Consider the following 15,890-nt stretch of genomic DNA (forward strand, 5'->3'; position numbering starts at 1 on the left):
AATATATTTTTATGATAGCAGGCAAAAATCTAAACTCCCATTTACCCCCATAAAAAAGGGCAAAGCTAGAATCTATGTCTGCGGTCCTACGGTGTATGATGATGCGCATCTAGGGCACGCAAGAAGCTCGATTGCTTTTGATTTGCTACGCCGTGTGCTACTGCTAAATGGCTATGAAGTCTTGTTTGTCAAAAATATCACCGACATCGATGATAAAATCATCAAAAAAGCACACGCCAAAAACATATCCATACAATCCCTAGCGGATACATACACAAAATCGTATGAAAAAGATATGCTAGCCCTAAAAGTCCTGCCCGCAGATATTTCTCCAAAAGCAAGCGAAAATATCCCTCAAATCTCTAGCCTTATAAAAACCCTGCTAGATTCTAGTGTGGCTTACACGCTAGAAAATGGCGATATTTATCTAAGTGTAGAAAAAGACGCAAAATACGGCTCTATCAGCACTCGCGGAAGCGATGAGGACGAAAATCTAGCAAGAATCCAAAACGACACGCACAAAAAAGATGAGAGGGATTTTGCACTATGGAAAAGCTACAAGGGCGCAGATGATGAGGGGTATGAGAGTCCGCTAGGGCTAGGGCGTCCGGGCTGGCATATCGAATGCTCCGCGATGATAGAATCTAGCCTTGCATATAGCTTGCAAGAAAGCGCGGATTTTGCCATAGATATTCACGGAGGGGGGGCGGATTTGCTTTTCCCTCACCACGAAAATGAAGCTAGCCAAACGCGCTGTGCCACAGGGAGGGAAATCGCTAAATATTGGGTGCATAATGGGTTTGTAAATATCAATGGTGAAAAAATGAGCAAATCGCTTGGCAATAGTTTTTTTATCAAAGATGCCCTAAATGCGTATAGTGGCGAGGTGTTGCGCAACTACTTGCTTAGCGTGCATTATCGCGCTGTGTTGCATTTTAACGAAGAGGATTTGCTAGCTAGCAAAAAACGGCTAGATAAAATCTATCGACTAAAAAAGCGCGTAAATGTCGCGACAAACATAGAATCTAAGGCGGCAAAACCTAGCGAAGCAAAATCTAAAAACGCGCGGGATTTGGGGGATTTTGCTACAAAATCTACTTTAGACTTGATTTCAAAATTTATGGGCGACAAACATAACGATTTTGCAAAAAACATACTAGAAGCGATGAATGATGATTTAAACATTTCAAAAGCTCTAAGTGTGCTAGAAGAAATGCTAAACAACGCAAATGCAAGCCTAGATAAAAACCCAAAAGATAAGAATCTAAAAGCGCAGATTTTGGCAAATATTGATTTTGTGGAATGTTTGCTAGGGATTGGCGGGGGCGATGAGGTGGAGTATTTCCAACAAGGCGTAGATGAAGCACAAAAAGCACAAATACAATCTAAAATCGCCAAAAGAGCGCAGGCAAAAAAAGACAAAGATTTTGCTTTAGCTGATGCTTTAAGAGATGAGCTAGCAGGAGAGGGAATCATAGTTTTAGACACGCCACAAGGCAGTGTGTGGGAAAAAATCGAATAAAATCTAGCCAAAATAGACTAAAATCTAGTAAAACGATAAGCCAAAATCTAGCAAGAATATAGGCAAAAAAGAGGCAAAATCTATCATTCTAGCCATTTTTTATAATCCTATGTTTGTTTTTTTGCTTTTGTCCTGTTGCATTAAATACATTTAACCACGATTAAATCGCCATTTAACCACAGCCACAAAGACATAAATCAGCTTTATAAAACCTTATATTTTTTGACATATTTCATATCAATAAACAATAATTTTTATGATTTAGTTAAATTTTTTAGTATAGAATCACACCCTAGCTTAACAAAAGCTAAGCCTAAAAATAACGCTTTAGCAAGACTAAAGCCATAAATTTAACTTAAGGATTTGAAATGAAACGCGTAAAACTAAAAAAACTTAGCAATTTTCTAATCGTTCGTATCCCTGATGAAATCGCTCAAGAGCTTCGCTTAAGCGAGGATAGCGAGCTAGATATGTTTGTGCTAGATAGCAATGGAATCATAATGCAAAAACACAGAAGTATCGAAGAAATTTGCAGAGGTATAAATGAGGCAAATCTCAATATCGCAGGCGAATGGAGCAACTACAATACGCAAGGCAAAGAATGGTAAAAATGCCAAATAAATATAGGAGCATAATTTATGATAACCAAAAAATATATACCAGATTTAGGCGATGTAATATCGCTAGATTTTATACCAAACGATGAGGGACAAAATCCTAACGAAACCAAAGACGAATCCCAAGCAAAAGAAATCAAACCAAGACAAAGACTAGCAGTCGTGCTAAGCCCGCTAAGCTACAATAAAGCAAGCGGACTTTGCGTGTGCGTGCCTATCACAAGCCAGATTAGGGATTATCCATTTGAAGTGCCTATCACGCTAAAGCAAAAAATGATGGTTTTGAGCGACCAAATAAAAAGCGTAGATTTTGCGCAAAGAAATGCAAGGCTAATCGCCAAAGTGCATATATCCAAAATCTATCAAATCAAAAAATTACTAGCTAGCCTTTTAGGATTACAATTTGCGCTAAATTAAATCATTTTAAGCCTAGATTTTGTTTTGCAGGTTGTTGTTTTGCAGGTTGTTGTGCAGGTTATTGTTGTGTAGGTTGTTTTGCAGGGGGGCAAATCTTGGCTAGATTTTATTTTTTGCTTCCAACGCCACCACAACAGCTAAACACTTTAATTATCCCCAAATTTATGCAAATCTTTTATAATTGCCATCTAAAATCATCGCTCTATAGCATTTGCACAAAGTCTTAACACAACAAAATCCAACCCGCAAAAACCACACAAAAAACTAAAACAAAAATCTAAAAGGTGGCAAAATCTAAATGCAAATATATGATAAATACAACTTGCTTAATGCCAAACCTATCCCACCGCTTCTATCTAGGATTAGCGCGCTAGGCGAGATTTTCCCCCATACTTATGAATACAGCTACCAAAATGGCATACACATAAAAATCCCAAATATAAAACCTCATATCACAAAACCCACACCCCAAAAAACAAAATCTAGCATAAAATCTACTTCAAAATCCACCCCCAAAATAGCCCAAAAATCTACCCCCCAAAAATCCACCCCCATAGAAAATCCACACGACAAAAACGCACAAAATCCATACCACGCGCTAGAATCCCTAGCCCTAGATTTGCGCTCTTGGCGAAAGGGACCATTTTTTTTGGGGGATTTACATATCGATAGCGAATGGCAAAGTTTTGTCAAATGGGATTTATTGCTCCCACATATCACAAAAGAAAATCTACTAGAAAACGCTATCGTAGGCGACATAGGGTGCAATAATGGATTTTATCTTTTTGCGATGAGTTTGCATAAACCGCGCTTATTGGTGGGGTTTGACCCTAGTGCGTTATTTTTTTGTCAATTCTGCTTTATCAATCATTTTTTGGGATTGCCTATTTGCTATGAACTTTTGGGCGTGCAGGATTTGGGCGAATATCTAGTCTCTCCGCAAAACGCGCTAAAATCGTATGCTTCAAACACTGAAAATATCATAACAAAATATGCTAGCAAATCCCACAAAAAGCCTGCCATTCAAAAACCTGCCACGCAAAAACCTGCCACAAAGGCAAAAAATCCAAAATTTGATGTGCTTTTTTGTCTAGGTGTGCTATATCATAGGGCTGATGTTTTTGGCACGCTAAAATCATTAGCAAATGCGCTAGATTCTGGTGGCGTGGCGTTTGTAGATACGCTTGTGGTGGAGATGCAGGATTTTTTGGGTGTCTTGGATAAATATGTAGATGAATGTTTGCTAGATGATGGGATACTTTGCGAGCAGGGGGGCAAATCCTCAAATAACAAAAAAAACATAGCGCAAAAAATCACAAAAAACGCCGTAAAAAATGTCGCAAACAAGATTTTAGACAATCTCTCAAACACGGAATTTGTGCTTTGCCCTAAAAAAAGTTATGCTAAAATGTCTAATGTGTTTTTTATCCCAAGTGTGAGGGCTTTTGAGGGGTGGGCGCAACGATGTGGATTTGACGAAGTGGAGCTACTAGCCATAGTGCCTACCACCACAGATGAGCAAAGACACACCAAATGGATAACCTCTCTAAGCCTAGAATCTTTCCTTGACAAAGATGACTTGACAAGGACGATTGAGGGCTATCCTGCGCCAAAAAGAGCGTATTTTAAGCTAAGGAGAAAATAAATGGCAGAAGAAGAAAAAGAAGAGGAAAAAATCGATAGATTATTCCCTGATGAGCGCGTGATAGGCAATGCTATCAATGTGCATTTTTGTGGAGAAATGGAGGAAATAAGCAAAGACAAAGCCACAGTGGTTCTAACCACGCGTGAGGATATGGAGGTAGATGCAGGTATCACTCATACAGGGTTTGTCCATAGCGCAGCAGGCTTTGCAGCACTATGCGCGATAAATAAGAAAAACTCTATCATCATAGGCTCTGATGTGAAGTTTTTAGCCCCTGTGGAGACTAATCAACGAGTAGAATTTAAGGCAAAAACGCTAGTGGGCGATATGCGCAAATGCGAAGTCAAAGTCGAGGGATTTGTGCTTGATATTAAGATTTTTGATGGGCTTTTTTATATTGTCATTTTTGATAAAAAGCTATTTAAACTAAAACTAAAAGAAAACGCAGAACAGCCATAAGGTTTAACGGCAAGGATTTTGCAAGGCGCGGGAATCGTAGTTTTTAAGTAGAATCGTGGTTTTTAAGTAGTTTGTATGATTGATTAGATTTTGTGCGTTTAGATGTTGCTAGATTGTTTTTGATTTGTGAGGTTTTGTATTGCGGAGTTTGTAGGGAGGGGGTTTGATATAGAAGTCTTTATGTAGATTTTGTATTTTTTTATGTTTTTTATGTTTTTGGCACGCTTTTTTGGCTAGGATTTTGTGGTTTGTGGGGATTTTATTTATTTTTTATTAGATTTTTTGCTAGATTCTTGCTTGCTTTTGCTAGGCTTTTCTTTTTTAGAATCGCTAGAATCATCATTTGATGATTCTTCGTCCTCTTTATACCATTTTGAGATAGGCTCTGCTATGCCATAAGCTGGGTATTTGAAGCTATCTAGGACGATTTGCGCCATCGTTTTGTTGTCAAAATTAAACACAAGCGGAGCAAGGAAGTTTATCGTAGAATTTTGGATAGGCGTTTGCATTACCATAATATTGGCAATAAGGATATTTTTGGAATTTTTCAAATCTAGCAGTAGCTCCATAGCCACAGGCACTTCAAAATCATATTGACGCAACGCAAAAGGATTTATCAGCACAAACACAGGGGCTGTGCCATTTGTATTGCTTAGTCTCATAAAAATATCATCAATCTTATCCAATGTCATTTTTGTAACATCTTCAAAACCTAAGATGGGAGATTTTATATCGAAATCCATATCACACCTTTTTATTGTAGTCATATCTTTGGGCTTAGATTCTACATCCTAGAATCGCACGATCTTATGTGAAGTAAATTTGTCGTTTTTAAATCAAGGATTCTATCCAATTTTGGCTATAAAATCAATTTGTTAGGCATATTTTTAGTGAATTTTTCGTATTTTTTTGTTTTTTGGCAATGTGTTTATGGCTTGTGAGATTCTTATAATTGTGCCATTTATGGTAAAAAATCTTATTTTAAGGCACAAAATTTTGACTACACATTGCAAAATCTGTGCTACAATCCGCGCAAAATCAACTAAATATTAAAGTTTTCTTAAATCACGCCGTTATTTTTGTGGTATTTTTGGATTATCAAACGCTCAAAACATACTGCAAAAACGGCATATTAAGATATATTTTTTTATCAAGTGGATTATCAATATTATGGATATTTTGCAAAAACTAGCCTTTATCTATATGTCTAGCTTTGTGATGAGGCGCCCTAAAAAAGCGTAAAAAGCTAGCACAAACACCAACCAAAAAAGGAATGCAATGAAAAGAATCTACCTAGACAACAACGCAACAACAATGATTGACCCAAAAGTCAAAGAAGCGATGGAGCCATTTTTCTTAGAGCATTTTGGCAATCCAAATAGCCTGCATAAATTTGGCACAGAAACCCACCCCGCCATAGCCGATGCTATCGAAAAAATGTATGCAGGGCTAAATGCAAATGATGAAGATGATATTATCATCACTTCTTGCGCGACAGAGTCGAATAATTGGGCATTAAAAGGCGTGTATTTTGAGCTAATCCATAATGGTGGCGACATAAAAAATAGCCCCAAAAACCACATCATCACTACCGAAGTAGAGCACCCAGCCATAGGCTCTACTTGTGATTTTTTGGAATCATTGGGAGTAAAAATCACTCGCTTGCCTGTCAATAAGCACGGAGCAATCTTTGCAAGTCAAGTAGCAGACGCTATTAGTGATAAAACCGCATTAGTTAGCGTAATGTGGGCAAATAACGAAACGGGAGCGGTTTTTCCCATTGAGGAAATCGGCGCGATTTGTAAGCAAAAAGGCGTGCTTTTTCACACCGATGCGGTGCAGGCTATCGGCAAAATCCCTGTTGATGTCCAAAAGGCAAATGTAGATTTGCTAAGCCTATCTGCACATAAATTTCACGGACCAAAGGGCATAGGTGCGCTCTATATTCGCAAAGGTGTGAATCTAACCCCTCTATTTCACGGAGGGGAGCAGATGCGCGGGCGCAGAAGTGGCACGCTAAATGTCCCCTATATCGTAGGAATGGGCGAGGCGATGCAGCTAGCAAATGATTATTTAGGATTTGAAGAGACTTATGTCAAATCTTTGCGCGATAAGTTAGAATCTGGTTTGCTAGAAATCCCTGATGTGCGCGTGATTGGCGATATTACTCATCGTGTGCCAAATACGATTTTAGTAAGCGTCAAAGGCATAGAGGGCGAGGCAATGCTATGGGATTTAAATAAAGCGGGAATCGCGTGTAGCACGGGGAGTGCGTGTGCTAGCGAGGATTTGGAAGCAAATCCTATAATGGTAGCCGTAGGCGCGGACAAAGAGCTAGCACACACCGCGATTAGAATCTCACTTAGTAGGTTTAACACCGAAGAAGAGATAGTTTATACGCTGGAGGTGTTTAGGAGGGCGGTTGAGAGGTTGAGGAGTATTTCTAGCTCCTATGGTGCTTAGGTTTTGTGCTTGTCTTTTTGGCTATTTTTGTGGATTATTTCGCGTGTTTCGCTTGATAGACTTCTATGTCTTATCCGCGCTCACACGCTCATAAAACCCCAAAAATAACTCAAAAATACTTCGCACAAATGGCGTTTTAGATTTTAGACAATTTTCAAAACACAACAACAAAAGGATAAAAAATGGCAAAAAATGACTTAATCGGTGGTGCGTTATGGGACGCATATAGCAAAAAAGTAGCACAAAGAATGGACAACCCCACACATTTGGGCGTCATCACGCAAGAAATGGCAGACGCAAAAGGCGCGAAGCTAATCGTAGCGGACTATGGCGCAGAGTCTTGTGGCGATGCGGTGCGACTCTATTGGCTTGTGGATAACGATGATACAATCATTGATGCGAAGTTTAAGAGCTTTGGCTGTGGGACGGCTATCGCAAGTAGCGATATGATGGTAGAGCTATGCCTAAACAAAAAAGTCCAAGACGCCGTGAAAATCACTAATATCGATGTGGAAAAGGCACTGCGCGATGACCCCGATACTCCCGCTGTGCCCGGGCAAAAAATGCACTGCTCGGTAATGGCGTATGATGTCATCAAAAAGGCAGCAGGAATGTATCTAGGCAAAGACGCGGAGGACTTCGAGGACGAAATCATCGTGTGCGAATGCGCGCGCGTTAGCCTATCAACCATAAAAGAAGTCATCAAACTAAACGACTTAAAGTCGGTAGAAGAAATCACGCAATACACCAAAGCAGGCGCGTTTTGCAAATCCTGCATAAAAGAGGGCGGACACGAAAAGAGAGAATATTATCTCGTAGATATTCTAAACGCCGTGCGCACCGAAATGGAGAGCGAAAAGCTCAAAAATCAATATGAAAAAAGCCAAAGTGATGGCGCGAAATTCGCAGATATGACAATGGTGCAAAAGGTAAAAATGGTGGATAAAGTCATCGATGAAAATATCCGCCCTATGCTAATGATGGACGGCGGGAATATGGAAATCTTAGATATTAAAGACACAAGCGATGGGCATATTGACATATACATTCGCTATATGGGGGCGTGCGATGGGTGCGCGAGTGCTGCCACAGGCACGCTCTATGCGATAGAATCTGTCTTGCAAGAGAATCTAGATTCTAGTATCCGCGTAATGCCGATATGATTTGCGCATTTGTGATAATCACGCCTAAAAATCATAAAAAGAAATATCCAAAAATTTGTGAAAATTTAGTCTTTTTTGCGCATCTTTGTGCCTAGCCGTTATGAAAATCCAAGCAAAATTTGGCTATGATTTTGCGAGATTTTTATGCTGATTTAGAAATATTAAAGGCGGGCAAATGGACTACAAAAAGGCGTTTTTTAGTAAGCTAGAGGATTGCTATCTAGGGGTAAAGATAAAGAGTGTGCAAAATAGCATAACCCAAAATAGAAAAAATAGCACAAATGCAAATGGTGGCAAGGCAAATGCAAACAGCACAGCAAGTGGTGCGCACACAAATAGCACCGCACAAAGTGGCTTCACAAATTTGCTTCATATCAAAGCGCAGTATTTTGCGCATATAAAGGTGCATTTAGAAACGCGCATAAACGAGCTAGTGGGCGATGATAGCATAGAATCAAATGATATTTACAACAAACTCTACACCTTTTTTGATAGCTACCTAAATGAGACAGGCACACCATTTTTCACCGATACGCCCATTTACAAAAATATCTATGCCAAAATTTATAGCAATTCCAAAGACACAAGCCTTTTTTACAAAACCCAAAATCTCTACTATGTCAAAAGCGACACGCTCTATCAAAGCCTAACTTTGCAAGATAACGAGGGCAGATTTAGCATTTTTTTTGATGCGAGTGAATATAGGCAAAATGCGGATAACAATAAAAGCAAAGTGGTTTTTAAGCTAGATTCTATTTCGTCAAATCCTACCCACCCCCTAACCCCCTCCGCAAGGGAGGGGGGACAAAAAGGGGGATATCTCGCAAGGGAGGGGAAAACCCAAAATCCTAGCGAATCTAGCACAAATGAAAATCAAATTCCCCAAATCACCATCAAAGTAACCAACCAAAAAGATTTATTCCCCGATTTTCTTAATGTTTTCAAAGCAAATTCTAATGAATTTAGCGATGATTTCATAAAAGCACTAATTGACAAAGATTTATTACCCAAAAAGCCCACCGATTCGCATTTAGAATCCCTAAAAAAGCTCTTTTCAAGCTACAAAAAGCAAAATGAAATCGACTTTTTTATCCACAAAGACGCGCAAACCTTTTTGCAAGAGCAGTTTGATTTGTGGATGTTTGGCTACCTTTACAAAGATAGCGCGTTTCAGCAGTGGAACAATGTCGCAATCAGCCGTTTGCAGCAAGTCAAAAATCTAGCCTATGAAATCATAGATTTTATCGCTAGATTTGAGGACGAGCTAAAAGCTATTTGGCTAAAACCAAAATTTGCCAAAAACACGCAGTATGTGTTTAGCATTGAGACGATTTTGGCAAATGCTTATAAAGATTTTTCCATTAAAGCGGAGGATTCTCCAACCATTGCGGAGGATTCTACCTCTTGTTCCCCCTCCCTTGCGGAGGGGGCTAGGGGGTGGGCATCTCGTAGCAAAAAACTAGACACACTTTTAGAGCGAATTTTTAGCGACACAGGATTTGAATCGCAGATTAAAGAATGGAGAGAGTTAAAACTAATCAATAAGGATTTTGACATTTCGTCATTAAAAGAGATGATAACCGCGTCATTGCGAGGCAGTGGCGAAGCCACAACGAAGCAATCCACTCTTTCCCCGTCATTGCGAGTGAGCGAAGCGAACGCGGCAATCCACGAATCCAAAAAAATAGATTGCCACGATTCTGCGACTTTTGACAAAGTCGCAGATTCTCGCAATGACAGACGCAATGACAGAATTTCCCCCTCCCTTGCGGAGGGGGATACAGGGGGTGGGTTAAATAAATACAAATTTCTACCCATTGACACAAAGCATTTAAGCAAAGAGACACAGTTTGCCCTGCTTAGTGCCTTTGATGATTTAGAATCCTTGCTAAATGGTGAGCTAATCAAAAGCGACAATTTCCAAGCCCTAAACTCCATAATGCCAAAATATCAAAATAAAATCGATTTGATTTATATCGACCCGCCTTATAATACAGGCAATGATGATTTTATCTATGCCGATAAATTTAACCACGCTTCGTGGCTCTCTATGATAAGCAATCGCCTTGAATTAAGCAAAAATATCTTAAATGACAAGGGCAGTATTTTTGTAAGCATTGATGATAATGAACAGGCGAATTTAAAACTTTTAATGGATAGTGTGTTTGGCGATGAAAATTTTGTGGCTAATATAATTTGGCGAAAAAGGGCTGGTGGTGGCAATGATTCAAAACATATTGCGATTGAGCAAGATTATATATTAGTGTATAGTAAAGATATTTTCTTGCTTAATACAAACGGAGTTTCTCGTCCAAGTATCAACAAATACAAACAAGATTCTAATGGTTATTACACTGAAAAACCTTTAAATGATACTGCTTTGCAGGATAGTGCAGGGCTTCATTATGACATACAGCTTCCTAATGGCAAAATCTTAAAAGGCAATGAACATCAATGGAAAATGGCAGAATCTACATTTTTGGCAAGATTAGAACGAGATGAGATTATTTTTAAGTCAAATGACAAAGTTTATTATAAGCATTACATAGATATTAACTCAAATTTAGTTCCTGCTTCGATTTGGTATGATTTGGCATTAAACGCTGATGCAACGCAAGATATAAAACATTTGTTTGGCGATAAAAATTTTGACACTCCAAAACCAGAAAAACTAATCAATCGTATAGCAGAAATTGCAAGTAAAAAAGATTCTATTATTTTAGATTTTTTCGCAGGAAGCGGGACAACTTGCGCTGTGGCTTTAAAATTGGGGCGAAAATTTATAGGCATAGAAATGGGAGAGCATTTTTATAAAGTGGTATTGCCAAGACTAAAAAAAGTCATAGCGGGATTTGCTAGTGGGATAAGCAAAGAAGTAGAATACAAAGGCGGTGGAGCGTTTAGATATTACGAACTCGAATCTTACGAAGAGGCGTTGGCAAATTGTGAATATGTTTTGGATTCGTCATTGCGAGGCAGTGTGAGCGAAGAAAACATAGCGTTGCAATCCACTCTTTCCCCGTCATTGCGAGTGAGTGAAGCGAACGCGGCAATCCACGAATCCAAAAAAATAGATTGCCACGATTCTGCGACTTTATCAAAAGTCGCAGAATCTCGCAATGACAGACGCAATGACAGAATTTCCCCCTCCCTTGCGGAGGGGGACACAGGGGGTGGGTATATCATCGACTACCGCAAATCCCGCAAACTCATAAAAGAGCTAAACAAAAAATGCGACAAACCCATAACGCTAAATATGAGCGGATATAGAGCAGAATTTGACATATTTCAAAGCATTGCTAACCTTATGGGTTGGAAAATCAAGCGGTTATTTTTAGACTCCACCCACCCCCTAACCACCTCCGCAAAGGGAGGGGGAACAAAAGACAAAAACTCCGCAAATGATATAGAATCTGCAAACGCAGAATCTGTGGGCATAGAATCGTGTGAATACCATAACGGCGAGATTTTGAACCTAGAATCTATCGACATAGCAAAATACCCAAAACTAAAAAATCTCATTTGGTGGGAATCAAATGCCTAAAAAATCGCTTGCCACGCGTCTAACGCCGAATAATCCTATCGTAATCTATAAGGATTCAAACAATGCCCCTGCGATTAGCATAAGGCTAGAAAATGAAACTTTGTGGCTTACCCAAAGGCAAATCGCCGAGCTTTTTGGCGTAACCAAACAAGCTATAAGCCAACATATCAACAACATTTTTAGCGAAGGGGAGTTAGATAGAGAATCAACTATCAAGTTTTTCTTGATAGTTCAAAATGAGGGTAGTAGGGAGGTTTCGCGTGAAATAGAGCATTACAACCTAGATATGATTATCTCTGTGGGCTACCGCGTAAATTCTAAAAGCGCGACAAAGTTTCGCCAATGGGCTAGTAAAATCCTAAAAGAATACATTATCAAAGGATTTGCGCTAGATGATGAGCGACTAAAAGGGCAAAATGATGGGTATTTTGATGAGCTTTTGGAGCGACTTAGGGATATTCGCTCAAGCGAAGCAAAAATCTACGCCCAAGTGCTAAAAATCTATGCAACTGCGATTGATTATGACAAAGATGATGAGCGGACAATCGAGCTTTTTAAAACCATTCAAAATAAGCTACACTACTCCGCGCACGGACACACGGCTAGTGAAGTGATTTTTAATCGTGTGGATAGTGATAAGCCATATTTGGGGCTTACGAATTTCAAAGGTAAGTTGCCTACCAAAAAAGAAAGTGAGATTGCTAAAAATTATCTAAACAAAGATGAGTTAGAGTCGCTAAATCGCATTGTAACGGCGTATTTTGAGTTTGCCGAACTTGCCGCGATGAATAGGGAGCTAAAAACTATGCAAGAACATTTAGATAAGCTAAATGAATTTTTGCGATTTAGCGGACGCGCAGTGCTAGATAACGCAGGGAGTGTGTCGCACACAAAGGCGATAGAAAAAGCACATACGCAATACAATCTCTACAAACAAAAGACAAAAGAGGACATAGAAATCGCATTTGAGAAATTTAGCAAAAAAATCGAGGGCAAAAAATGAGCAAGGCTAAAAATCAAAAACCAAAATCTATGAGCGAGAGTGTGGCAAAAAAACTTGTGCTAAATGAAATCATCAAAGAAAATTATAAAGATTTTAGCGAGTTTTTGGGTGAGATAGATTTTGGCACATTTTCACATAGCATTACCCTGCAAGAATATCAGCAATCAGCCCTCAAACACGCCCTAATCGCGCTAAAACTCTATATGGGCGATATAAATCAAAATCACAGCGATTATGCACAAATCGAAGCGTTTAATGATAATACAGAATCGTTATTGCGCGCTTATCGCACATATCAAAGGCAAAATCTAATAACGCCAATAGAGCGAAGCGATATAAATCGCGCAAGTTTTTGGATGGCGACAGGTAGTGGCAAAACTATCGTAATGATAAAGCTAATCGCCTTGCTTGTCAGTCTAAGCCAAAAAGGCAAAATTCCCAAAAAGCCTATAATGCTACTTGCGCCAAATGATAAGATTTTGGCGCAATTTAGAGAGCAGATAAATGCGTATAATGCCTACAATGCCAATACAATCACGCTAAAAGAGCTAAAAGATTTTGAGAGAGCAGAATCTAGCGCAAATCTTTTTGGCGAAGCGGTGGTGTATGTGGCTAGAAGTGATTTGTTAGATACGGCTGAAAATGTCGGCAAAGACAGCAAGGCAAAAAGGCTAAATCATAAAAACTTTTTGACACAAAGTGGGTGGTATATCCTGCTAGATGAAGCGCACAAAGGCGATAGCAAGGACTCTGTGCGCAAGGGGTATTTTAACGCGCTATCTAGTGGAATGCTACCAAATGGTGAAACTCTGCGACAAAATGACTTTGCGCGGGGATTTATCTTTAATTTTAGCGCGACTTTTGAGGATAAGCTAGATTTGGATACTTGCGCGTTTAATTATAATTTGGAGCGGTTTAATACCGATGGATATGGCAAAAATATCGCTGTGCTTGATAGTGATTTGCGCGCTTTTAAAGATAGCGGGGGAGATACTAAAAAGGGAGATACTAAAAAGATAGAAGCGACAAAATGCGAGCGAATCATAGAGAGTTTTATACTATTTTGCGCGATAAAGTTAAGCAAAGAGCGACTTTTTAGTAAATTTGGCAAGTATAAAGAATCACAACAAATGCCCCTAAACTATCACAATCCTTTAATAATCGCCGTAAGCGATAAAGTAAATACGCAAGAAGCGGGGGTAAAGCTCTACTTTGAAGCGATTTTGCAAATTTTGGCAAATGAGATTGACATAACGCCTATCGCGCAAAATCTAAAAGAAAAGCTAAAAAATGCAAGTGTGTATTTTGGCACAAGTGAGATAAGCGCGGAGTTTTTAGACATTGTGGGGAGCGTGGATTCTAATGCGTTGCGAAAAAGTGTGTTTTATGCAAATGAAAAATCTAGCATAGAGGCGTGCAAGATTAAGGGCAATGATAAAGAACTAGCATTTAAAAGCAAAAATGCAAATACGCCTTTTATGCTGCTAAATATCGGTAGCACAAAAGAGTGGGAAAAGCAGTATCTACAAACGCTTGGCGTGGATAGTGGGGAGGATTTAGGCGAGGGCTACTTTGATAGCATAAACGCTCAAACTTCGCCTATAAATATAATGATGGGTAGCAAGGTGTTTAATGAGGGCTGGGATAGCAACCGCGTGAATCTCATCTGCTTTATAAACATTGGCTCTAAAAACGCTAAAAAATATGTCCTCCAAACCATTGGGCGAGGTGTGCGAATCGAGCCTTTTGCAAATGTGCGCAAAAGGCTTGAAAAAGCAAGTATAGATTCTATTATAAAATCTAGTCTCACGCCTTTATGTGCGGGATTAGAGACGCTTTTCATAATGGCAAGTGATTATAATGCGATAGAGGGGATTTTACAAGGGATTGAATCTTTTAAAACAAGTGGCGCGATAAAGGGATTTAAGGTTAGGAAAGATTTTTCGCCATTGCTCGTGCCGACATATAAAGAGGGCGAAAGAAGCAATGAAATCTATGTAATTTCTAAGGTGGATTTTGAGAATTTGCGTAAATGTGTGGAGGGCTATGATGAGGATATTTTATTGCTTAGCAGTGGGTGCAAAAGTGCGGATTTAGGGCTTAGCACAGCGCGTAAAATCCGTGAGAACAGGGGCTTTGAAGTGCGCGGAAATAGGCAAAATCTAAATCCTAGCAATGCCTTTGCAATCATCGATAGATTTTTTCATAGCAAAAGAAAAGAATTTAGAGAATTTAAAAATTTAGATAGCGAAATCTGTCATTTTGAAAAATTTAGTAGCACACTAGATGAAGTCATCATCGATGAAATCAATAAGAAAATAAAGGCGTTATTAAGCAATGGGGCAAACGCCAAAAGCGAAGCACAACTAATGGAGGAAGTAAAACGGGGCAAACTAAGCATAGAGGACTACACAAAAGCGATAAAATCTAGCACGCACAAAGCCACCGATGAAGTCTATGGCTATACGCTAGATTCTAGCTTGCAAGCACATTATTATACCCCGCTAATCATCGATAAAAAAGGCAGAGATAGCACAAAAGGCAATATCATCTATGCGATAAACAATCCTAGCGAAGTGGAGTTTTTGCGCGATTTGAGCGAATATGTGGCGAGCGAATCTAGCGCGCTAAAGCAATGTGAATGGTGCTTTTGTAGATTGGTAGAAAATGTTGATGAAATCTATGTGCCTTATTTTGATGAAGCTACGCAAGAAATGCGTAAATTTTACCCTGATTTTATCTTTTGGATAAAGCGCAAAGATACACTTGGGCAAGATGAATTTAGCATAATCTTTATCGACCCAAAGGGTGTAAATCTAGCTCCGCAAAACGCGCTTGATAAAGTGCGGGGATTTAGCGAAATTTTTGACAATGCGTCTTTGTCATATCAAGGGCAAAAAGTAGGCGTAAAGCTAGTGTATTACAACAAAGAGGGCGTTTGCAACGAAAATCTAAAAGGGTATATTTATGCGGATATAGCGGATATTTTTATGGAGTGTTTGGGTTAGATTTTGTCTGCTTTTTTCACGCGTAAAAAGTTTGGCTCAAGAAAAGTTT

Annotated in this window: 12 protein-coding genes; 10 read left to right on the plus strand and 2 right to left on the minus strand. The window is 39.2% G+C overall.

The window, feature by feature from the left end; all coding sequences use genetic code 11:
- Nucleotide 1 precedes the first annotated feature (1 nt).
- From cysS to ACWIUO_RS09775, 5 genes are all read left to right on the plus strand, one after another.
- Nucleotides 2-1,522, plus strand: coding sequence for a cysteine--tRNA ligase (gene cysS / locus ACWIUO_RS09755; protein WP_454177721.1), 1,521 nt, complete (start codon nucleotides 2-4; stop codon nucleotides 1,520-1,522).
- A gap of 368 nt (nucleotides 1,523-1,890) precedes the next feature.
- The gene (locus ACWIUO_RS09760; protein WP_454171983.1) at nucleotides 1,891-2,130 is read left to right on the plus strand and encodes an AbrB/MazE/SpoVT family DNA-binding domain-containing protein; all 240 of its coding nucleotides are present in this window, start codon (nucleotides 1,891-1,893) and stop codon (nucleotides 2,128-2,130) included.
- 30 nt (nucleotides 2,131-2,160) lie between these two features.
- On the plus strand, nucleotides 2,161-2,556 hold the full coding sequence (locus tag ACWIUO_RS09765) for a type II toxin-antitoxin system PemK/MazF family toxin (RefSeq protein ID WP_454177707.1): 396 nt from the start codon (nucleotides 2,161-2,163) through the stop codon (nucleotides 2,554-2,556).
- A 298-nt stretch (nucleotides 2,557-2,854) separates the two neighbouring features.
- The gene (locus ACWIUO_RS09770; protein ID WP_454177708.1) at nucleotides 2,855-4,201 is read left to right on the plus strand and encodes a DUF1698 domain-containing protein; all 1,347 of its coding nucleotides are present in this window, start codon (nucleotides 2,855-2,857) and stop codon (nucleotides 4,199-4,201) included.
- On the plus strand, nucleotides 4,202-4,660 hold the full coding sequence (locus tag ACWIUO_RS09775) for a PaaI family thioesterase (RefSeq protein ID WP_454177709.1): 459 nt from the start codon (nucleotides 4,202-4,204) through the stop codon (nucleotides 4,658-4,660). It abuts the gene before it with no gap.
- A 263-nt stretch (nucleotides 4,661-4,923) separates the two neighbouring features.
- Here ACWIUO_RS09775 and fliW read toward each other — a convergent pair whose 3' ends face one another.
- Nucleotides 4,924-5,403 carry a flagellar assembly protein FliW gene (fliW, locus tag ACWIUO_RS09780; RefSeq protein WP_454177710.1) on the minus strand — a complete coding sequence of 160 codons (480 nt, stop codon included), beginning with the start codon at nucleotides 5,401-5,403 and terminating at the stop codon, nucleotides 4,924-4,926.
- A 535-nt stretch (nucleotides 5,404-5,938) separates the two neighbouring features.
- On the opposite strand from fliW, the gene ACWIUO_RS09785 reads away from it, so the two are divergent.
- Nucleotides 5,939-7,123, plus strand: coding sequence for a NifS family cysteine desulfurase (locus ACWIUO_RS09785; RefSeq protein ID WP_454177711.1), 1,185 nt, complete (start codon nucleotides 5,939-5,941; stop codon nucleotides 7,121-7,123).
- A 63-nt stretch (nucleotides 7,124-7,186) separates the two neighbouring features.
- Here the strand turns inward: ACWIUO_RS09785 and ACWIUO_RS09790 are convergent, their stop codons facing one another.
- Nucleotides 7,187-7,312 carry a hypothetical protein gene (locus tag ACWIUO_RS09790; RefSeq protein WP_454177712.1) on the minus strand — a complete coding sequence of 42 codons (126 nt, stop codon included), beginning with the start codon at nucleotides 7,310-7,312 and terminating at the stop codon, nucleotides 7,187-7,189.
- On the opposite strand from ACWIUO_RS09790, the gene ACWIUO_RS09795 reads away from it, so the two are divergent.
- The 4 genes from ACWIUO_RS09795 (at nucleotide 7,306) to ACWIUO_RS09810 (ending at nucleotide 15,841) form a co-directional block, all read left to right on the plus strand.
- Entirely contained in the window at nucleotides 7,306-8,286 is a 981-nt protein-coding gene (locus tag ACWIUO_RS09795) for an iron-sulfur cluster assembly scaffold protein (protein WP_454177713.1), read from the plus strand. The two genes, ACWIUO_RS09790 and ACWIUO_RS09795, sit on opposite strands and share 7 nt — an antisense overlap.
- Nucleotides 8,287-8,461: 175 nt before the next feature.
- Nucleotides 8,462-11,830 (plus strand): site-specific DNA-methyltransferase, encoded by a 3,369-nt coding sequence (locus ACWIUO_RS09800; protein ID WP_454177714.1) that lies wholly within the window; start codon nucleotides 8,462-8,464, stop codon nucleotides 11,828-11,830.
- A complete protein-coding gene (gene rhuM / locus ACWIUO_RS09805; RefSeq protein ID WP_454177715.1) occupies nucleotides 11,823-12,833 on the plus strand; it encodes a RhuM family protein in 1,011 nt (336 codons plus the stop codon). Before ACWIUO_RS09800 ends, rhuM begins: the two co-directional genes overlap by 8 nt.
- A complete protein-coding gene (locus tag ACWIUO_RS09810) occupies nucleotides 12,830-15,841 on the plus strand; it encodes a DEAD/DEAH box helicase family protein (protein ID WP_454177716.1) in 3,012 nt (1,003 codons plus the stop codon). The genes rhuM and ACWIUO_RS09810 overlap by 4 nt, the downstream gene beginning before the upstream one ends.
- Nucleotides 15,842-15,890: the final 49 nt, after the last annotated feature.

The sequence above is a fragment of the Helicobacter sp. T3_23-1056 genome (assembly GCF_053654535.1).

Coding starts and splice junctions, on each gene's coding strand:
- ACWIUO_RS09760 (WP_454171983.1), top strand. CDS start 1,891: ATGAAACGCGTAAAACTAAAAAAACTTAGCAATTTTCTAATCGTTCGT.
- ACWIUO_RS09765 (WP_454177707.1), top strand. CDS start 2,161: ATGATAACCAAAAAATATATACCAGATTTAGGCGATGTAATATCGCTA.
- ACWIUO_RS09770 (WP_454177708.1), top strand. CDS start 2,855: ATGCAAATATATGATAAATACAACTTGCTTAATGCCAAACCTATCCCA.
- ACWIUO_RS09775 (WP_454177709.1), top strand. CDS start 4,202: ATGGCAGAAGAAGAAAAAGAAGAGGAAAAAATCGATAGATTATTCCCT.
- fliW (WP_454177710.1), bottom strand. CDS start 5,403: ATGGATTTCGATATAAAATCTCCCATCTTAGGTTTTGAAGATGTTACA.
- ACWIUO_RS09785 (WP_454177711.1), top strand. CDS start 5,939: ATGAAAAGAATCTACCTAGACAACAACGCAACAACAATGATTGACCCA.
- ACWIUO_RS09795 (WP_454177713.1), top strand. CDS start 7,306: ATGGCAAAAAATGACTTAATCGGTGGTGCGTTATGGGACGCATATAGC.
- ACWIUO_RS09800 (WP_454177714.1), top strand. CDS start 8,462: ATGGACTACAAAAAGGCGTTTTTTAGTAAGCTAGAGGATTGCTATCTA.
- rhuM (WP_454177715.1), top strand. CDS start 11,823: ATGCCTAAAAAATCGCTTGCCACGCGTCTAACGCCGAATAATCCTATC.
- ACWIUO_RS09810 (WP_454177716.1), top strand. CDS start 12,830: ATGAGCAAGGCTAAAAATCAAAAACCAAAATCTATGAGCGAGAGTGTG.